This window comes from Streptomyces sp. NPDC005899 (assembly GCF_040629645.1).
In the GTDB taxonomy this organism is placed as follows: domain Bacteria; phylum Actinomycetota; class Actinomycetes; order Streptomycetales; family Streptomycetaceae; genus Streptomyces.
In genome coordinates this window covers 1-19,327 of record NZ_JBEXWB010000087.1, presented here as the reverse complement: position 1 = coordinate 19,327, position 19,327 = coordinate 1, and the positions used below count along the sequence as shown (strand labels likewise).

Below are 19,327 nucleotides of genomic sequence, written 5' to 3'. Positions count from 1 at the left end.
CCGGCGGCGGCGGTTCACGAGGTGTCGGGTCGTCGACATGTCAGTGGTCCTCTCGGGCGGGGGCGGGCGCGGGCGGGTCAGCCGGCGGTGTTGCCGACGGGCGCCTGGCCGAGGGCGCTGAGCTTCCATCCCGCGGGGGTGCGGGTCAGCTGCCCGAGCATCCGGCTCTCCTTCACGGCGGGCTTGCCCTTCGGAGCGGTGACGGTGACCCGCAGGGCCACCATCACCCCGGCCCTGCCGGCCCGGTCGTCCAGCTCGGTCACCGCTCCCGACAGGACCTCGGCGGTGCTGACGGTCTTCGCCGCCTCGATCTGTTTGACGAAAGCGGCTCGCCCGCCCACGAGTTGGGAGTGCAGATCGCCGGTGGTCGAGTCCTCCCAGCTGTCGAGACCCTTCTCCAGGTGCGCGTGGTCGAGGGTGTTCATGTTCTGTACGGCCTGTTCGCCCGCCGCCAGGGCCTCGTCGCGGGCCTGTGCGTAGGCCGCGGAGTCGTCGTGCGCGGCGTCGTAGCGGGACCAGCCGGCCCAGCCGGCGGCGCCGGCCGCCGCGACGGTCAGCGCGATCGCGGTCACCACCAGGGGGTTCCTCGTCGTCCGTTCCCGTGCCATCGGTGCCTCTCCCTACCTGGAGGTGATCTCGACGATTTTCCAGTGGCCGCCACGCAGGCGTGCGGTCACGGACAGCTGGGCCGCCGCCGTGGTGGTGGCCTTCCCCCGGCGCTCGTAGACCTGGTCGAGGAAGACGAGGAGGTGGGCGCTGTCACCGCCCATCCGGGTCACTCCGGCGCGTACGGCCTGGCTCGTGAGGGTGAGTTCCTGGTCGGCGGCCTGCTTCTCGACCTGGCCGAACAGTGCGGCGTACTGCTCGAGCGCCTTTCCGGCGAGGAGCTGTTCCGCCGCCTTCCTGGTGGCGGCGGTGGCCTGCGGGCTGTACGAGAAGACCTTGGCCAGTGCGCTGCTCACGTCACCGGTGACCCGCGTGGTCGCCTCGCTGTCGGTGAGGGCGCGGTTGGCGGTGGCGGGGGTGTCACGGAGCTGCCGGCCCTCGGCGAAGAGCACGCCGCCCGTGGCCAGGAGGGCGACGGCCAGCACCCCGGAGAGCACCCGGAGCCCTCGTACGCGGCCGGGCCTGCGCGCACTCCCGGGCAGCGGCGGGTCCGTGGCCTCGATGCCCGCCTCGGTGCCGGATCCGGCGGCCCGCGTGGTCGTTGCTCCGGTCTCCTTCACGAGCCGCCTCCGGCCGGTATCGCGTCCAGTGCCCTGACCTTCCAGCCCTCACCGGTGCGGGCGAGGGTCACCTCGAAACGCTTGCGCTCCGTGCCGCCCTTGCCGCCGCGTTCGGTGATGCCGACGTCGACGGTCGCGATGAGGACCGCCGTCCCGGCCCTCTCGTCCAGCGCGGTCAGGGCCGCGTCCGTGACCTTGCCGCGCGCCGTGGCCCCCGACCGGGTCAGGGAGGCGGCGTCCTTCTTCCGGGTGTTCGCCAGCCGGTCGTGCAGCGCTCCCGTCGAGGAGCCGAGCCAGGCGGTGAGGCCCGCATCGACGCTGCCCGCGTCCTTGCCGTCCATGGTGTTCAGCCGGGCCAGATGCCGTCTGCCGTCAGCGAGCGCGGCGTCACGGGCCTTGGCGTACGCCAGGGAGTCGTCGCCGCGCGCCTGCGCGTACGACCAGACTCCGAGGGCGCAGACGAGCGCGGCGGTGAACAGGAGGGCCCGGCCCGCCAGTGTCTTCGCACGGTCGTTCACGCGCCGCCTCCCAGGCCCAGCAGGCCGGCCATGCCGTCGGCCGGCTCCGGGGCGGGGGCGCCGCCCGTGCTGCCCGTGCTGCCCGTGCTGCCCGTGCTGCCCGTGCTGCCCGTGCTGCCGAGGAGGGTGGATCCAGGCGTCGCGGGCGCCGGTACGGGACCGCCCTTCGGGGCGTTCGCGCTTCCCCGCACGTTGATTCCCGTACCGGGCGGCGAGGCGCACCGGGCCTCGGTGTTGACGGCCGGTGCGGATGACAGGTCCGTGCCGGGGCGGTAGGTGGTGGAGCCGTAGCCCGCGGTGCAGGGCAGCGGCTCGAAGAAGGTGACCGACATTCCGAAGCGTGCCTTGCCGTCCTCGTCGATGATGCTCGCACCGGCGGCCGCGACCGCGGGAACCTTCACCAGCAGTTCCTCCAGCCCGCGTTGGCGGGTGACGGCGACCTCCGAGGTGGTGAGGAGGTTGGCGACCACGACGCCGAAAGCCGGATCGAGGTCCCGCAGGAGCCCGCTGATCTGTTCCGTGGCACCCGGTGCGGCGGTGATCAGTCTGCGCAGGTCGGTGTCGGACCCCTTCAACTGGGCGGCGAGTTCCTCGGCGCCCGAGGCGAAGCCCTTGAGGGCTTCGCCCTGCTCGGCCTGGGTCCGCAGGACCGTCTCCCCGTCGGTGATCAGCTTCGTGGTGGCCGGAAGCGCCCGGTCGGCGGCCTCGACGAAGTCGCTGCCCGTGTCGAGCAGCACCTGGAGGTCGTCGCCACGCCCCTCGAACGCCGCCCCGAACTCGTCGACCACGGTGCGCAGGGCCTCGGCGTCGACGGAGGCGGCCAGGTCGTCGACGCTGGTGAGGACGTCGGTGACGGGGGCGGGGACGGTGGTGTCCACCTGGTCGATGACGGAGCCGTTCTCCAGGAAGGGCCCGTCCGCGCGGGTCGGCCGCAGGTCGATGTACTGCTCGCCGACCGCGGAGAGGTTGGCCACGACGGCCCGCAGGCTGTCGGGAATGCGCGGCGCGTCGTTCTCGATGCGCAGCTCGGCCTCCACACCGTCGTCGGTGAGTCCGATCGGACCGACCCTGCCCACGGACACGCCTCTGTAGGTGACGTCGGAGTGCGTGAACAACCCTCCCGTCCGCGGTAGTTGCACCTTGACGGTGTAGTAGCCGCGCAGGCCGACGTAGTGGCCGAGGTCGGCGTAACGCACACCGAGGTAGCCGAGGACGAAAACCGCGACGACGAGGAAGGCGAGGTTCTTGAGCCGGACGGCGGTGGTGATCATCGGCTGGTGCCCTCCCTGCCGGACGGCCTGCCGGACGGTGCGTCCGGGGACGGGCTGCCGGAGCGTGTGTCCGGGGGGGTGACCGACGGGAGCGGCAGGGGCAGGGCCGCCGCCCCGGACCGCTGCTGGGCGCCGGGGTAGGTGGGTGTGGGGTCGCCGGGGGTGAGGGCGGGGATGATCTGCGTGCCCGGCACGGCCGTCACGTCGAGGTACACGTTGAGGTAGTCGCCCTTCACACCACGCAGGACCTCGTCCGTGAACGGGTAGGTGAGCAGCACCTGGAGGGAGTCCGGAAGGTCGTCGCCGGAGTCGGCGAGCGCGGTGAGGGTGGGCGCGATGGCCTTGAGGTCGGCGATCATGTCGGCCTTGCTCCTGTCGACGGTGTCGACGGCGACGGTGGAGAGTGTGTCCAGGGAGCGCAGCATGGTCAGCAGGGAGCCGCGCTGCTTCTCCAGGACCTTGAGTCCGGGACTGAGGCCGGTGAGGACCGTGCCGACCTCCTGTTTGCGGGTGGCGAGGGTCGCGGCCAGCCGGTTGACGCCGTCGAGGGCCTGGGTGATGTCCTCCTTGTGGCCGTCCAGGTCGGTGACGAGGGTGTCGACGCGGGTCAGCATGGAGCGGACCTGCGGCTCCTGCCCGGCCAGTGCCTTGTTCAGCTCGGTGGTGATGGTCTTCAGCTGGGCCACGCCACCGCCGTTGAGGAGCATGGACAGGGCTCCGAAGACCTCTTCGACCTCGGGATTGCGGTTGGTGCGGACGAGCGGGATCGCGTCGCCGTCGGACAGCGAGCCACGGGCCGTGCCGTCGGCGGGCGGGGAGAGCTGGACGAACTTCTCGCCCAGGAGACTGGACTGTTCGAGGTGGGCGTAGGCGTTGGCGGGCATCCTGATCCTCCCGTTGACGCGCATGGTGACCTTGGCGGTCCAGCCGCCCGGGGTCAGGGCGATCCTGGTGACCCGTCCCACGGCCACGTCGTTGACCTTGACGGAGGACTGCGGGGCGAGGCTCAGGACGTCCCCGAACTCGGCCGTGATCTCGTACGGGTGGTCACCGAGGTCGGCTCCACCGGGCAGGGGCACCTGTTCGATGCCGGTGAACGACGGTACGTCGACGGTGCCGGCGACGAGCGCGACAGCGGCCCCGAGGGCCACCAGGGCGGCGAGGCCCGTGGTCGCGCGGACTCCGGGTCTGCGCGGCGCGCGGCTCATCGGTTCCCCTCCTTCGTCTCGCCCACCCCGGGCTTCCCGGCCTTCCCACCGTCGGCCGGGGTCCCGAAGACGGTTCCCACGGCGGGCAGGGGCAGCACGGGCAGCGACTTCCGCCGCTCGGTGCCGACCGGGGCCAGGCCTTCCAGGCCGGCGGCGGCCGGCGCGGTGTCCGGCTCGACCAGGGGGCCGCCCATGGACAGCTCGTTCAGGTCGGTGCGCCCGTCCAGGGTGCGGTGGGCGGGGTTGTAGGCGTTGAGTACGTTGCCTGCCGCGAGGGGCAGGGTGTCGAGGGACTCGGCCAGTGAGGCGCGCTGGTCGACCAGGGTCTGGGTCAGGGGCACCAGGAGGTCCACGTTCTTCTTCAGGGCGCCCCGGTTCTTCCGGATGAAGCCCTTGACCTGGCCGAGCGCGGTGCTGAGTTCCTTCAGGGCCGCGCCGAGGTTCTCCTTGTCGTCGGCGAGGAAGCCGGTGACGGAGTTGAGCTGCTGCTCGGCCGCCCGCACGTCGCCGTCGTTGTCCTTCAGCATCGTGGTGAACGTCTGCAGGTAGGACAGTGTGTCGAAGAGGTTGCCGCTGCTCCTGTCGAGTGTCCTGGCCGCCTTCCCGAACTGCTCGACGGAGTCACCGATGGCCTTGCCGTTGCCGTCGAGGTTCCTGGCGCCGGTCTCCAGGAGCGCCGAGAGCGCTCCGTCGGTGTTCGCGCCGTCCGGGCCGAGCGCCGTGGAGAGCTCCGTGATCGACGCGTACAGCTGGTCGACCTCCACGGGCGTGGCGTTGCCCGCGGCGGGCAGGACGGCGTCGTCCTGGAGCCGCGGTCCTCCCGAGTAGGCCGGTGCGAGCTGGACGTACCGGTCGGCGACGAGGCTGGGGGCGACGACGACGGCGTGGGCGTCCTCGGGCACCTCGATCCCCTCGTCGAGCCGCAGGGTGACCCTGACCTCCTCGCCCTGCGGCCGCACGGACTCCACGGTGCCGACCCTGACGCCGAGGATCCGCAGGTCCGACCCGGCGTACACACCGGTGGCCTGGTCGAAGTAGGCGGTGACGGTCGTCGTGCCCTGCTGTTTCACGGCCGTCACCCCGGAGGTCGCGGCCACGGCGACGAGGACCAGTCCGGCACCGATGCCGATGACGCGTGTGCGCCTCATGTCAGCGGCCTCCCTGCTTCGGTGACATGCAGTCGTTCTTCGGGAGGGTGCCTGCGGGCAGGTAGTTCTTCGGGACGACCCCGCAGACGTAGTTGTCGAACCAGCGGCCGTTGCCGAGGGTGTTGCCTACGAGCCGGTTGTAGGTGCCGGCCAGTGAGAGCACCTTGTCGAGGCTCTTGCGGTTCTTCACGAGGACGGCGGTGACCCGGCCGAGGGAGTCGAGCGTGGGCTTCAGCTGCCTGTTGTTGTCCGCGACCAGTCCGCTGAGCTGGGTGCCGAGGTCCCGTGTCCCGGTGAGCAGCAGGTGGATGGAGTCGCGGCGGGCCTGGATCTCCCCGAGGAGCAGGTTGCCGTCCTCCAGCAGGGTCTCGAAGCTGCTCTTCCTGGTGGCGAGCGTCTTGGTGAGCCGCTTGCTGCCCTTGAGGAGGGTGGCCAGCTGCGCGTCCCGCTCGGAGACCGTCCTGGACAGGGCGGAGAGCCCGTTCGCGGCGCTGCGCACGTCGGGCGGCGAGTCCTTGAAGGTGTCGGAGATGGTCCGGAAGCTCTGGGCGAGCCGGGCGGTGTCGATCTCCTCGATGGTCTCGCCGAGCCCGTTGAACGCCTGGGTGACGTCGTACGGGGAGGTGGTGCGGCTCACGGCGATGCGGGAACCCGGGTCCTGGGGTGCGTCGCCGAGCGGGTCGACGGCGAGGTACTTCTCGCCCAGGAGGGTCTTGACGGCGATGCCGACGGTGGAGGAGTCGCCGATCCAGGCGTCCTTCACCGTGAAGTCGACCTTCACCCTGGCGCCGTCGAGGGAGACCCCGGTGACCTCGCCGACCCTGACCCCGGCGATCCGGACCTCGTCCCCGGAGTCGAGTCCGGTGGATTCGGTGAAGTCGGCGCTGTAGGCGGTGCCGCCGCCGATGAAGGGCAGTGCGTCGGACCGGTAGGCGGCGAGACCGAGCAGGGCCAGGAAGAGGAGTCCGGCGATGCCGACGGCCACCGGGTTGCGTTCCCGTACGGGTCTGATTCTCATGCCTGGCACCTCGGCCGGCTGATCGTGATGCCGGTGGGCGGGGCGCTGCCGTCGTCGGTGGTCACACCGCTGACCTTCGCTTCGCAGAGGTAGAGGTTGAGCCATGAGCCGTACGACGCGAGGCGGGTGATGGCCGTCATCTTGGCCGGTGTCCTCTTCAGGAAGCTCTCGATCTTCGGCGCGTTCCCGTCGAGTCCTTCGGTGAGGCGCCCCAGTTGTGCGATGTCCTTCTTGAGCGGCTCCCGGCCGTCCTGGAGGAGGTCGGCGGTGACCGTGGTGAGTGCGCCCATCGCGGTGACGGCCTTCCCCAGCGGTTCGCGGTCCCCGGAGAACCCCGTGACGAGCTTCTGGAGGGTGTCGACGAGCTCGTCGAAGCCCGCCTCGCGGTCGTTGACGGTCTTCAGGACCGTGTTGAGGTTCTTGATCACCTCACCGATCACCTTGTCCTTCGCCGCCACGGTGCCGGTCAGCGACCCGACGTGGGTGAGGATGCTGTCGACGGTGCCGCCCTCCCCCTGGAGGACCTGCACGATGGAGCCGGCGAGCTGGTTGACGTCCGGCGGGGAGAGGCCCTCGAAGAGGGGCTGGAAGCCGTTGAAGAGCTGGGTGAGGTCGAGCGCGGGGGTGGTCCGGGAGAGCGGGATGGTCGCTCCCGGCCGGAAGTCCGCGCCGACGGGCCCCGCCCCCTGGTCGAGGTCGACGTAACGCTGGCCGACCATGTTGAGGTACTTGATCGACGCGGTCACCGAGGCGGGCAGCTCGCGGCCCTTGCGTACGGCGAAGCCGACCTCGGCCAGGCGTCTGTCGGCGACCTCGATGGACTCGACCTGGCCGACCTTGACACCGGCGATCCGGACGCTGTCACCGACGACCAGGCCGGTGGCGTCGGTGAACCTCGCCTTGTACGAGGTGGTGTCACCGACCCCCGTGTCGGCGATGGACAGGGCCAGGACGGTGGTGGCCAGGGCCGTCACGACGACGAAGACGAGGGATTTCACGAGCGGTCCCGTGAGGGAGCGGCGCTTCACTTGAGCTTCACCTCCGTACCGCGGAAGGCTGGACCGATGAGCACGCTGCTCCAGTCGGGCAGGGTCTGCGGCCGTACTTTCAGTGAGGGGGCCACGAGTTCGTTGACGAGGCGGCTCTCCTGCGGGGAGTTGGGCATGCCCAGGGCGCCGCCGGGGGCGGCGGACCGGTCCGGCGCCTCCTCCCCGGCGGCCCGGGTTCCGTCCGTGGCGCCCGCGGTACGGACGTCGGCGGTGGGCGCCGACCTGCCGACGTACGGCACCGAGTAGCAGTGCGGGCCGCCGGTGGCGTCGTAGACCGGGGTGTCCCGGCCGGCGACGTACTTGCCCCTGGACTCGACGGCCTTGACGCTGACGTGGAGTCCGGGCTCGTCGGTGCCCTTGCCGAGCGCCTTGTCCATCGCGGGGACGAATCCGGCCATGGTGCGCAGGGTGCAGGGGAAGGCGTCGGAGTACTCGGCGAGGAGTTCCAGCGTCGGCCGGCCCGAGGCGGAGAGGCGGATGAGGTTGTCCTTGTTCTTCCGCAGGAAGGACGTGAGGTCCTGGGCGGACGCGGTCGTGGATCCGTACAGGCCGGCGAGCCGCGCCTGCTGTTCGGCGATCGTGCCGCTGGTGGTGGTGAAGTCCGTGAGCGCGTCCAGGACGTCGGGCGCCGCGTCCGCGTAGAGGTGGCTCACCTTGACGAGTTCCTTGATGTCCGCGTTGAGGGCCGGGAGTTGGGGGTTGAACTTCTCGAGGTGGGCGTCGAGGGTGACCAGGGTGTCGCCGAGCTTGTCGCCGCGCCCCCGGAGCGCCTGGGAGACGGCGCTCAGGGTGGCGGCGAGCTTCTCCGGCTTGACGGCGGTCAGCATCGGCAGGACGTTGTCGAGGACCTCCTCCAGCTCGATCGCGTTGCTGGAGCGGTCCTGCGGTATCTCCGCGCCCGCCCGCAGCGTCCGCGCGGACGGTACGGGCGGCGGGACGAGGGCGACGAAGCGTTCACCGAAGAGGGTCGTGGGCAGCATCTGCGCGGTGACGTCGGCGGGGATCTGCCCGAGCCGGCCCGGTTCGATGGCGAGGGTGAGGCGGGCGCCGTCACCGTCCGTCCGGATGTCGCGCACCTGCCCGACGACGACACCCCGCAGCTTCACGTCGGCGTTGTCGTGCATCTCGTTGCCCACGCTCCCCGTGCGCACGGTCACGGTGGCGTCCTCGGTGAAGTCCTTCCGGTACACCGAGACCGACACCCACACGAGCACGGCGGGGACGAGGACGAAGGCCACGCCGGCGAGCCTGCGGCGCACCGTCCGCGCTGTCGAGGTGAACATCAGCCCGCCACCTTCACCGTGGTCGTCGCGCCCCAGATGGCCAGCGACAGGAAGAAGTCGGTGACGCTGATGAGCACGATGGCGTTGCGCACCGACCGGCCCACGGCCACGCCGACCCCGGCGGGGCCGCCGGTGGCGTGGAAGCCGTAGTAGCAGTGGGCGAGGATCACCAGCACGCTGAAGATCAGCACCTTCAGGACCGACAGCAGCACGTCGTCCGGGGAGAGGAAGAGATTGAAGTAGTGGTCGTAGGTGCCCGCCGACTGGCCGTTGAACAGGACGGTGATGTAGCGGGAGGCGACGTAGGACGAGAGCAGCCCGACCGCGTAGAGCGGGACGATCGCGACGACACCGGCGATGATGCGGGTGGTGACCAGGTAGGGCATGGACCGCACGCCCATCGCCTCGAGTGCGTCGACCTCCTCGTTGATCCGCATCGCGCCGAGCTGGGCGGTGAAGCCGGCCCCGACGGTCGCGGAGAGGGCGAGCCCGGCGACGAGCGGGGCGATCTCGCGGGTGTTGAAGTAGGCGGACACGAAGCCGGTGAAGGCGGAGGTGCCTATCTGGTCGAGGGCCGCGTAGCCCTGGAGGCCCACGACCGAGCCGGTGGCGAGCGTCATCGCGATCATCACGCCGATGGTTCCGCCGATGACCCCGAGGCCGCCGCTGCCGAACGCGACCTCCGCGAGCAGTCGTTGCACCTCCCTCAGGTAGCGGCGCAGGGTCCTGGGGATCCAGATCAGGGCACGTACGTAGAAGGTGAGCTGTTCGCCGGAGCGGTCCAGCCAGCCGAGCATCGACATCGCTCAGCCCCCCTTCGGGGGGACGATCTGGAGGTAGATCGCCGTGAGGACCATGTTGACGGCGAACAGGAGCATGAAGGTGATGACGACGGACTGGTTGACCGCGTCGCCGACGCCCTTCGGGCCGCCGCGGGGGTTCAGTCCCCGGTAGGCGGCGACGATGCCCGCGATGAACCCGAAGACGAGCGCCTTGAGTTCGCCGACGTACAGGTCGGGCAGCTGGGCGAGGGCGGAGAAGCTCGCGAGGTAGGCGCCGGGCGTCCCGTCCTGCATGATCACGTTGAAGAAGTAGCCGCCGAGCGTGCCGACGACGGAGACCAGGCCGTTGAGCAGGACCGCGACGGACATGGTGGCCAGCACCCGCGGGACGACCAGGCGCTGGACGGGCGAGACGCCCATGACCTCCATGGCGTCGAGCTCCTCACGGATCTTGCGTGAGCCGAGGTCGGCGCAGATGGCGGAGCCGGCCGCGCCGGCGATCAGCAGGGCCACGATGAGCGGGCTGGCCTGCTGGATGACGGCGAGGACGCTGGCGCCGCCGGTGAACGACTGGGCGCCGAGCTGCTCGGTGAGGGAGCCGACCTGGAGGGCGATGACGGCGCCGAACGGGATGGAGACGAGGGCGGCGGGCAGGATGGTGACGCTGGCGACGAACCAGAACTGCTCGACGAACTCCCGCACCTGGAACGGCCTGCGGAACACGGCCCGGGCGACCGTCAGGGCCAGTGCGAACAGGTGCCCGGTCTGGCGCAGTGGGGCCAGCAGTCTCGACGGTGCTGCCCGCCCGGGGGCCCGCTCGGCGGGGGCGGGCCCGGGGGCGGGCGGCCCGGGGGGCCGCACCGGCAGGGGGGCCGTCACCGGCGCCCACCGCCCAGGGTCGGCGTGTAGCTGTCCATGATGGCCGTACGGGCGGCCTCCGGCAGCTGGCCCATCATGGACAGCACCCGTTCCCGGCGGCGCAGGGCCCCCTGACGCACGGGCAGCCCGGGTGAGGGCTCCAGCTGCGGCACGACCGCGCGGGGGCCGGCCGCGTGGCCGTCGCCGGTCGTCCGTTCGGCGGCGAGGGTGGCCGCGTCCTTCTCCTCGGACATGCCGATGGGCCCTTCCCGGCGTCCCGCGAGGAACTGGGCGACGACGGGGGTGTCACTGGTGAGCAGCACCTCGCGAGGCCCGAAGGTGACGAGGTTGCGGCAGAAGAGCATCCCCATGTTGTCGGGGACGGTGGCCGCGATGTCGAGGTTGTGGGTGACGATGAGCATCGTCGCGTCGATCTGCGCGTTCAGGTCGATGAGCAGCTGCGAGAGGTAGGCGGTGCGGACCGGGTCGAGCCCGGAGTCCGGCTCGTCGCAGAGGATGATCTGCGGGTCGAGGACGAGGGCGCGGGCGAGGCCAGCCCGCTTGCGCATTCCGCCCGATATTTCGCCGGGTAGTTTCTCCTCGGCACCGAGCAGGCCGACGATGTCGATGCGTTCCATGACGATGCGCCGTATCTCGGATTCCTTCTTGCGGGTGTGTTCACGCAACGGGAAGGCGATGTTGTCGAAGAGGGACATCGAACCGAAGAGGGCGCCGTCCTGGAACATGAGCCCGAAGAGTTTGCGGGTTTCCATGATCTCCCGCTCGGGGCTGTTGACCATGTCGACGCCGTTGATGAGGACGCGGCCCTTTTCCGGTTTCAGGAGGCCGATGATGGATTTCAGGAACACCGTCTTCCCGGTGCCGGAGGGACCGAGCATGACACTCACCTCACCGGCGGGCAGCGTGAGGCTCACGTCCTGCCAGATGTTCTGCTTGCCGAAGGACTTCGTGAGGCCCTCGACGACTACTTCGATTCCCATCGGCCCTCCTTCGAAGGGGTGAAAGACGTCATCTGTCCGCGCTCCGGCTCCGGGTGAATGCAAGGGCGACTCGTCACACGTGCACCGGGAGGCGCACGCTATGTCCGCCGAAACCGCCAGGACAAGCCGTTGAACAGCGGAAATCGCCGGACTTCGATCTTCGGGCGGGCCACTTGTCACCGAGTGACAAGTCCCGGCCGCGACCTTGTCGGAATCTGCGTAAGCCTTCCGTGTGCGCCGGGGTCCCACAGCCCGGGGAGGGCCGGACCGCGGGGCCCCCGGAAGTGGGGCGACTCCGCCCCGGGTGGGGGCGTCACCGCGCGGGAACTCCCGGGTGAATCCTGGTCAGGTGGGGCGCGACCAGGACCCGTCGTGCGTCGGACAAGCGGGCGGGAACACGTTCCCGGTCCGCCCAACCGGGACGCTACGGGTGAGTAACCTGGCTGCGCAATACCGCTCACGAAGAATTCCGCGAGGACATCCGCCGCACCGGAGGTATGTGTACGGAGGTGAGCACGGAACGCGCGGAAATTGTCCGTGGGTGAGTGTTCACGGACACCGGCGCACCACCGTAGGGGCCGTCTTTGTCATCGGACCGGAAGACCCCGGCCATGGGGGGAGCCTGGGGAACTCCGGAAAACGGAAAAGGCCGGCGGCACCCCCTCACGCGAGGAAGGGGGTCCGCCGGCCGGTGCGCGGCCGTCAGCGCTCGGGCTTCGGCTTCCTGGCCGGGCAGTCGACGCTGGCGGTGTCGTTGAGGACGCACAGCGGTGCCTGGGTGATCTTTATGTAGTTCCCGCCGCCCGAGACGGACGAGGTCAGCAGGGCGGACACGTCCTCGTCGGTGCCGCAGCCCGTGAACGCCGGTACGTAGGTCTCCCCGTCCATGGACCCTCCGCGGTTGACGGTGTATCCCGACGGCGGGTTACCGGTGCCGAACGCGTGCAGGGTCTGCTTCACCGGCTCGACGGTGTGGCAGCCGGTCCCCACGTCGAGGGGGACGCCGTTGACCTCGACGTCGCGGATCCGGAGGTCGAACTCCGCCGTGACCGTGGTGTACTCCGGCATGGTCGGGTCGCTGGTCACGCTGACCGATTCGATCCGCGCCGGCCCGCCGACCTGCACCAGCTCCATCGTCGCCGTGGTCGGCATGAAGCCGTAGGTGAGGAAGGTGCCCTTGGCCGGGGGGAGCTGACGGCGCCCCTCGTACTCGAACTGCGCCTCGCTCAGCACCTTGAAGGTGCTGGTGCACGGGTCCGGGATGTACTCCTTCATCAGCGTGACGTTCAGGTGCGCCGGCCCCAGCAGGGCCGCAGCGTCCATCTTCCTGACGTTGGTGTAGCCGGCCACGTAGGTGTCCGCCGGGGTGGGCAGCGGGATCGGGGGGAACGGGCACGGCTCGGGGCCGTCCGCCAGGGCCTCGGTCCGCCGCCGCGCCGCCTCCCACCGCTCCTTGACGCCGACGGGAAGCTCTCCCTGGATCCGCGGCGCGCCCGGGAGGGCCTCCCCCGGGTCCCGGGTCCCCCCGGGCTCCGCGGGCTCCTCGGGCCTTCCCGGCTCCGGGTCCGCCTCATCCGTCCCCTCGGCCCCCTCCGCCCCTGCGATGGCCACGGTGGCCAGTGTGCCGCCGGACGCTTCCGTGAGCCCGCACCCGACCTCGATCACGGGCGGCTCGACCGGGGTCCCGTCCGCCCGGACGGGACTGAGGGAGAGGGTCAGGTCCGAGGCGGAGAGTGTGGCCCTGCCCGCCGCGCCGAACGTGGCCGCGGGTACCGGGCCGGACGCGGTGAGTGTCACTCCGCCCTGGCCGACGACGTCCCGCGCGGGCGCGGAGAGGCCCGCCCAGTCGGCCGTGGCCCTCTCGTCGCCCTGGGCGTGCACCACCGTGAGGTCCGCCCGCGCGGAGACGGACGCGGCGCCGAGGCCGGCGAGTTCGGCCACGACGGGCGCCGGCAGGTCCGTGGTGAGGGCGATGTCCCGCGGCTCCAGCGGCCGGCCCGCCGTCCCGTCGGCCGGGATGGTGCCGGTGAGGACGACGGTCATCGGGTACGCACCGGAGAGGAACCGGCAGGTGTAGTCGACCGGCACCTCGCGCCGCGGTACGTCCGCCGCCGATTCCGGGCCGGGGAGGAAGGTCGCGACAGCGATCAGCAGGCTGCCTGCGGCGACTCTCGAGGAGTGACGCGTCGTCCGACGCACTCGGGCTGCCATGTGTTCGTACCCTTCGGGATGCGGCGTCGGGCAGGGACCGGACCGTCCGCTCCCCCGGGACGCGCCGGCCGGCCTACTCGGCGGTACGGTACGCGCGGCCCCACCCCTTGGGAAGCGTGCGTCGAAGCGGCGTCCCCCCACGGCCTCGTGGACCGGTGACTGTTGGCAGTCGGTGACAAGTCCCCTGCGGGAAACTGTCGACCGACGAGTGGAGGCGGGGGGCGGACGGCCCGGCCGCCCGAAGGCGACCGGGCCGTCCGCCGGCGATAGGTACTACCGGTCCCGGCGTCAGCTGTACTTGATGACCGGGGAGACGCCGGAGGTGTGCTTGATCGTGTACACGCCCTTGAAGGTCGCCGTGGACCCGACGATGCCGCATCCGGGGCCGACCTTGCTGCCGATGGTGAGCAGCAGCGGGCTCGTCGCGGCCGGGGCCACGTCGAGTGTGCCGTTGGACCCGCCGGTGGACGGGTTGTTGTACTTGGCGTTGACCGACCCGGTCACCTTGAAGGTACAGGCGCCGAGCACGCTGGAGCCGGTGACCGTGGCGGAGATGGTGCTGATGTTGCCGGTGGTCACGCCCGTGCCGTTGGTCCCGCCGGTCGCGTACGAGGTGCCGTTGAGCTTCCACGGCACCGTGCTGGTGATCGTCCACGTACTGCTGAACGGCCCGGTGCAGGGCGCGTTGAACGCCGCCGCCGTGATCGAGGCGAGCTGCGGTCCCGCGGTGGGCGAGGTGGGGGCGTTGCCGGACGCCGACGCGGTCGTGCACTTGATGGCGTTGCCGATGTTGTCCGTCAGCGTCGTCACGCCGGCCGTGCCGGTGAAGTTGCCGGTCGGCGTGACGGTCCAGGCGGCGGTGGGACCGGCGACGGCGGACGGCGCGGCCAGGGCGACCGCCGCGGCCGCGGCGCCGACCGCTGTGAGTATGCCAGCCTTCTTGAACATGTGTTTCTCCTGTTTCCGTCGGGGATGTGACCGTCCGGTCGGCGCTCGCGGACGAGGCCGCCGGATCGGTACGGATTCGTGGAGCCGGCGGACCGCCCGGAACGGGCGGCTTCGCCTTGCAGAAGTGAGGTGGCGCTGATCCGTCGTGGCACTCGCGTGCTCGTTTCCGTCAATTCGCCGTACCGGCGCGGAGCCCGGACCGGACGGGGGAATTGCCGTACCGCGCCACGTCCTCGCCACCGCTCCCCGGAGGAATCGGCGGTCGCGGACGTGGAGTTCTCAGTCCCGTCCCGGCCCGGTCGTCACTGTGCGGCGGAGTGCCAGAAGCCCGCCAGCGCCTTGCCCTCGTTCGGCGCGTGGTCCGAAGGGGCGTACGGGCTGGCGAAGTACGTCGACGTGGAGTCGAGGGTGAGGTTGTTCTTGCCCGCGGCCGAGGGCAGCCCCGTCTTGAGGTTCACGGCCCAGTCCAGGAGTCCGGCTCCGCAGCCGCTGGCGCCCGGTACGGCGAACGTGGTGTCGGCCTGGTCGGCGTCCTCGAAGGTGTACCGGCCCATGACGCCGTTCTCGTCGTCCGGGACCCCGTTGCCCGCGAACCGCTGCAGCGAGAGCGCGGGCGCCGTCGCGTTCTTCGGCCGGAGGAGCACGGGCTTGGAGGTGGTGCCGATGTAGCACTTGTCGCCGAGGAGCGGGTTCCTCAGATGGATCCGGACCGGCAGGGTGAGGATCGGCACGTCGGTGGTGAAAGCCGCCGCCATGTTGAAGTCGCGGGGAGCGCCGGCCGGTTCGATGGTGGCCGTGATGCGGTTGAGCTCGACGCTGGTGATCTGCCTGCAGATGGCCGAGACGACCGGCACGCCGCTCGGGCACATCAGGCCGAGCAGGCCGCCCGGGACCTCGGCGGAATCGGCGACCAGCGCACCCTCGGCGGGGGCGACCAGGCTCGTCGTGCCGTCGCTCCGCTGGAGCACGCCGAGTTGCAGGTCGGTGTCGCCGGTGGTGACGACCGTGTTCCCGAGCTTGATGGAGCCGCTTGCGGACCGCGAGGAGATGCACGTGGCCACGCTGTCGACCCCGTCCGCCGCGAGCATGGCCGGAGCGTCCACCGGACAGCGGTCGTGCGGTGCCCAGTGGCCCTGCAACTGTGTCGCCGCTGTCGCCGTGCCGGTCGAGAACAACGCGCCGAAAGCGGTAATGGCCGCCAGCGTCCCGATGCGCGTCCTGTTCGAAACGGATCTCATGTGGTCCCCTCTTGACTGCCACCGGAAAGGCGGCACAGAAGCACGGAATTGAATGGCTCATCGTCACGTCACGGCGCGAGGGATGGCATGCGCTGACGGCTCGATGTGTGCGGTACGTCGTGAGTGGCGCCGAACACGGATTCGCCGAGCACGGTATTCGGGCGGATTTCCTGTCCGAATTCGACGAGGCGTGATGTTACTCGCGGGAAACACAGCGACACAATCCCGTCGCCCGAAGATCTTTCCGGTCCCGGATTTTTGATCCTGATCTGAGCAGGCGCACCGGTCTTTTTGTCAGGGGGTGCGCACGGAAGCCGCCGGCGGACGCCTTCCCGGGGCCTTACCGTGATCACGATGACGGAATGTGCCAAGAGGGCCGGGCGGCCGCCCCGGAGCCGCCTGTCGCACTTGCCCCCGTTACCCTGGGTTACCGGCAGGCCCGGGTCGGACACGCGGCCGAAAAGATTGTCCGGAAGTGAGCATTCGCGCCCGACCTGCACGGAAGCCCCATAACCGGGCCGAGTTGTGTGCCCCTTGCAGTTCGATCTTGTCCGACCGGTGGGCACCTCGTCCGGCTTGGTCTATCTTCGGCGCCGAAGTTGGTATACACCTGTCGGTCCGTGGGAGCGCTTTCCCCCAACTGCCTCACCCACACCGGGCACCGGAGAGCAAGGGGACGGTCATGCCGAGACTCATACAGCCGCTGGACACCGGCGACCCGCTGGGGCCCCTCCCCCAGGAATTCGCCGCGATCATGCGCCCGGAACTGCCGAGCCTGATCAAAGAGATAGGTATGGAAGTGACGCGCGCGTATCCCGAGTACGCGCGCCTGCTGAACGGCCCCAACGGCCAGTCCATTCGGCTCGGCGTAGAGCAGAGCCTTTCCTCGTTCGTCGACCTGGTGGCCGAGCCGTCGACCCCGACCGTGTTACGCGACGACATGTGCCGAAGATTCGGGCGGTTCGAGGCGTACGAGGGGCGCGGCATGGACGCCCTCCAGGGTGCGTACCGGCTGGGCGCGCGAATCGCGCTGAGGCGCGCGAAGAAGGTGGGGCGGAGCCACCATTTCTCACCGACCCTGATGCTCAGCTTCGCCGACGCGCTGTTCGCCTATGTCGACGAGCTGGAGTCCCTGTCCCGCGAGGGCTATCTCGAGGTCCAGGCCCGGTCCGACCAGCAGAGCGAGTCCATGCGCCGCCGGCTGCTCCACCTGATCCTCGCCGGCCGGCCGGTGCCCCGCACCGCCATAGCCGAGCTGTGCGAGCAGACCGGCTGGGCGCTGCCGGAGACCGTCACCCTGGTCGCCGTCCGCACCCCGGTCGGCGTGGACCCCGCCGACCTCCCGCCGGACGCCCTGGTCGATCTGGGGGACCCCCAGCCGCACCTGCTGCTCCCCGGCCCCGTCGACGAGGCGCGGCAGGAGGTGCTCGACCGCGCCCTGACCGGCACACGGGCCGTGATCGGGCTGACCGTACCCACCGCCGACGCCTCGGACTCGGTGCGCTGGGCCCGCCGCGCCGTCGAGCTCATCGACGCGGGGGTCATCGACGACCTGCCCCTCGTCCGGTGCGAGGACCACCTCGTCACCCTGTGGCTCCTCAGCGACCCCGCCCTCCTGGACCATCTCGCCGAGCGTGAACTCGCACCGGTCTCCGGGATCAGCGCGACCCGGAGGGAGCGGCTGCTGGACACCCTGCGCGTCTGGCTCGACACCCGGGGCACGGCCGCACAGATGGGTGAACTGCTGGACGTGCATCCCCAGACCGTCCGCTACCGCATGCGCGGCCTGGAGGCCATCTTCGGCAGGCAACTGACCGATCCGGAGGACCGGTTCGCCACGGAAGCGGTCCTGCGCGCGCTGCGTCTGCGTACGCGCACCCCCCCGCGGGCGCACCTGATGTGACATCACAACCCGGTCCGGTAAGCAACTTACCTTCGAGTAACGCGAAATAGACGGTCAGTCCCAAACGGTTGCGACACGGAGACGTTCTCACCGAGAAACCCGGAACTGCGTCCCGTAGACATGGAGGAGCAGTGGCCCACCGGCCATCGCGGAGCACCACCTCCTGGCCGACCATCCGAGAGGGAACCACATGACCGCCTCGCACCTGCTCGTCCCCGTGCCGATCCCGGACCGGGTCGCGGCGCTGATCGGGTCCTGCATCCCGCCGCACATCCTGGAGGCGGAGTTCGACGCCGACTGCGCCGCCCGCGAGGTGCGCAGGTTCCGCGGCCCGCGGCTCTGCGTGGAGGACCAGGCCGACCGCGAGCAGGCCCTGTCCGAGCTGGCGCGGGCCAACAAGGTGCTCGCCGCTCATCACCCCCGGCTGGCGGTGCGCCCCGGCGGGGCGTGGTGACGCTTGCGCGGACGCGGCGGCGCCTCTACCTTACTCCGAAGTAAGTTGACCCTGGAGTAAGGAGTGCCTCCGTGCCCGACGACGCCCCCGGCAACCTCGCGGACGACCTGTCCGGACTCGACTTCGCCGCCGTCTCCCCCCAGGAGTTCGCGCGGATCGTCAAGGGCCTGTCCACCGAGCAGCTCGGCGACGTGATGCGCGGAGAGCTGCGCACCCGGATCCTGGGCGAGGTCTTCGGCCGGATGCGGCAGCAGTTCCGCCCCGAGGCGGCAGGCCCCCTGCGGGCCCTGATCCGCTGGAGGATCACCGGTGGGAGCGAGCTGGTGTACGAGACCTCGATAGCCGACGGGACCTGCACGGTGCGGGAGGGCCGCTCGGAGGCCGACCCCCGCACGACCCTGGTGATGGGCGACGCGCAGTTCCTCAGACTGGTGTCGGGCAACGCGAACCCCGTGACGATGTTCATGACGCGCAAACTCAAGGTGGCCGGTGACGTCGGCCTCGCCTCCGGGCTCACCCGCTACTTCGACATCCCGAAGGCCTGAGCCCGTGAGCCACTTCTCCCTCGCCCTCTCCGAGGAGCAGCGGGATCTGCGCGACTGGGTGCACGGTTTCGCCGCCCAGGTCGTACGGCCCGCGGCGGCCGAGTGGGACGCCCGGGAAGAGACGCCCTGGCCCGTCATCCAGGAGGCGGCCCGGATCGGCCTCTACGGCTTCGAGTCGCTGGCCGACATGTACGGCGATCCCAGCGGGCTGTCCCTCCAGATCGCCAACGAGGAACTGTTCTGGGGCGACGCCGGTATCGGCATGGCGCTCTTCGGCACCTCGCTCGCGGTCGCCGGGATCTTCGCCTCCGGCACCCCCGACCAGCTCGCCGAATGGGTCCCGCAGTGCTACGGCGACGAGACGGAGCCGAAGGTCGCGGCCTTCTGCGTCACCGAACCGCAGGCCGGGTCCGACGTCTCCGCGATGACCACCAGGGCCCGCTACGACGAGGCCAAGGACGAATGGGTCCTCAACGGGCAGAAGGCATGGATCACCAACGGCGGGATCGCCGCGGTCCACGTGGTCGTGGCCTCGGTCGACCCGGCGCTCGGCGCGCGCGGCCAGGCGGCCTTCGTCGTGCCGCCCGGCACGCGCGGGCTGACCGCGGGCCGGGCCGTCAAGAAGCTGGGGTTGCGTGCCTCGCACACGGCGGACGTCTTCCTCGA

General features: G+C 70.6%; 19 protein-coding genes. 4 read left to right on the top strand and 15 right to left on the bottom strand.

Annotated elements, in window-relative coordinates:
* Positions 1-77: 77 nt before the first annotated feature.
* The 15 genes from ABZ371_RS13330 to ABZ371_RS13260 all read right to left on the bottom strand — a co-directional run bounded on the left by ABZ371_RS13330 (position 78) and on the right by ABZ371_RS13260 (position 15,759).
* Entirely contained in the window at positions 78-575 is a 498-nt protein-coding gene (locus tag ABZ371_RS13330) for a hypothetical protein (RefSeq protein ID WP_358677805.1), read from the bottom strand.
* A gap of 45 nt (positions 576-620) precedes the next feature.
* Positions 621-1,148 (bottom strand): hypothetical protein, encoded by a 528-nt coding sequence (locus tag ABZ371_RS13325; protein WP_358677802.1) that lies wholly within the window; start codon positions 1,146-1,148, stop codon positions 621-623.
* Between the two features lie 74 nt (positions 1,149-1,222).
* The gene (locus ABZ371_RS13320) at positions 1,223-1,744 is read right to left on the bottom strand and encodes a hypothetical protein (protein WP_358677800.1); all 522 of its coding nucleotides are present in this window, start codon (positions 1,742-1,744) and stop codon (positions 1,223-1,225) included.
* On the bottom strand, positions 1,741-3,015 hold the full coding sequence (locus ABZ371_RS13315) for an MlaD family protein (RefSeq protein ID WP_358677797.1): 1,275 nt from the start codon (positions 3,013-3,015) through the stop codon (positions 1,741-1,743). Before ABZ371_RS13315 ends, ABZ371_RS13320 begins: the two co-directional genes overlap by 4 nt.
* Complete coding sequence (locus ABZ371_RS13310) at positions 3,012-4,223, bottom strand: MCE family protein (RefSeq protein ID WP_358677794.1); 1,212 nt, start codon at positions 4,221-4,223, stop codon at positions 3,012-3,014. The genes ABZ371_RS13315 and ABZ371_RS13310 overlap by 4 nt, the downstream gene beginning before the upstream one ends.
* Positions 4,220-5,371, bottom strand: coding sequence for an MCE family protein (locus ABZ371_RS13305; protein ID WP_358677791.1), 1,152 nt, complete (start codon positions 5,369-5,371; stop codon positions 4,220-4,222). The genes ABZ371_RS13310 and ABZ371_RS13305 overlap by 4 nt, the downstream gene beginning before the upstream one ends.
* A gap of 1 nt (position 5,372) precedes the next feature.
* Positions 5,373-6,389: an MCE family protein gene (locus ABZ371_RS13300; RefSeq protein ID WP_358677788.1), complete on the bottom strand. Its 1,017-nt coding sequence runs from the start codon at positions 6,387-6,389 to the stop codon at positions 5,373-5,375.
* Positions 6,386-7,417, bottom strand: coding sequence for an MCE family protein (locus ABZ371_RS13295; RefSeq protein WP_358677785.1), 1,032 nt, complete (start codon positions 7,415-7,417; stop codon positions 6,386-6,388). The genes ABZ371_RS13300 and ABZ371_RS13295 overlap by 4 nt, the downstream gene beginning before the upstream one ends.
* The gene (locus ABZ371_RS13290) at positions 7,414-8,721 is read right to left on the bottom strand and encodes an MCE family protein (RefSeq protein WP_358677782.1); all 1,308 of its coding nucleotides are present in this window, start codon (positions 8,719-8,721) and stop codon (positions 7,414-7,416) included. The genes ABZ371_RS13295 and ABZ371_RS13290 overlap by 4 nt, the downstream gene beginning before the upstream one ends.
* Complete coding sequence (locus tag ABZ371_RS13285) at positions 8,721-9,524, bottom strand: ABC transporter permease (RefSeq protein ID WP_358677779.1); 804 nt, start codon at positions 9,522-9,524, stop codon at positions 8,721-8,723. Before ABZ371_RS13285 ends, ABZ371_RS13290 begins: the two co-directional genes overlap by 1 nt.
* A gap of 3 nt (positions 9,525-9,527) precedes the next feature.
* Positions 9,528-10,382, bottom strand: a complete 855-nt coding sequence (locus ABZ371_RS13280) for an ABC transporter permease (protein WP_358677776.1) — start codon at positions 10,380-10,382, stop codon at positions 9,528-9,530.
* Positions 10,379-11,362 carry an ATP-binding cassette domain-containing protein gene (locus ABZ371_RS13275; RefSeq protein ID WP_358677773.1) on the bottom strand — a complete coding sequence of 328 codons (984 nt, stop codon included), beginning with the start codon at positions 11,360-11,362 and terminating at the stop codon, positions 10,379-10,381. Before ABZ371_RS13275 ends, ABZ371_RS13280 begins: the two co-directional genes overlap by 4 nt.
* A gap of 702 nt (positions 11,363-12,064) precedes the next feature.
* The gene (locus tag ABZ371_RS13270; RefSeq protein WP_358677770.1) at positions 12,065-13,573 is read right to left on the bottom strand and encodes a DUF6801 domain-containing protein; all 1,509 of its coding nucleotides are present in this window, start codon (positions 13,571-13,573) and stop codon (positions 12,065-12,067) included.
* 288 nt (positions 13,574-13,861) lie between these two features.
* Entirely contained in the window at positions 13,862-14,521 is a 660-nt protein-coding gene (locus ABZ371_RS13265; RefSeq protein ID WP_358677768.1) for a hypothetical protein, read from the bottom strand.
* Between the two features lie 302 nt (positions 14,522-14,823).
* A complete protein-coding gene (locus tag ABZ371_RS13260) occupies positions 14,824-15,759 on the bottom strand; it encodes a hypothetical protein (protein WP_358677765.1) in 936 nt (311 codons plus the stop codon).
* Between the two features lie 682 nt (positions 15,760-16,441).
* On the opposite strand from ABZ371_RS13260, the gene ABZ371_RS13255 reads away from it, so the two are divergent.
* From ABZ371_RS13255 to ABZ371_RS13240, 4 genes are all read left to right on the top strand, one after another.
* Positions 16,442-17,662, top strand: coding sequence for a helix-turn-helix domain-containing protein (locus ABZ371_RS13255; protein ID WP_358677763.1), 1,221 nt, complete (start codon positions 16,442-16,444; stop codon positions 17,660-17,662).
* Positions 17,663-17,852: 190 nt separating this feature from the next.
* Complete coding sequence (locus tag ABZ371_RS13250) at positions 17,853-18,116, top strand: hypothetical protein (protein WP_358677761.1); 264 nt, start codon at positions 17,853-17,855, stop codon at positions 18,114-18,116.
* Between the two features lie 71 nt (positions 18,117-18,187).
* Positions 18,188-18,661 carry an SCP2 sterol-binding domain-containing protein gene (locus ABZ371_RS13245; RefSeq protein ID WP_358677759.1) on the top strand — a complete coding sequence of 158 codons (474 nt, stop codon included), beginning with the start codon at positions 18,188-18,190 and terminating at the stop codon, positions 18,659-18,661.
* A gap of 4 nt (positions 18,662-18,665) precedes the next feature.
* Positions 18,666-19,327 (top strand): acyl-CoA dehydrogenase family protein (locus ABZ371_RS13240; RefSeq protein ID WP_358677757.1); only part of this gene is annotated, 662 nt, incomplete at its 3' end.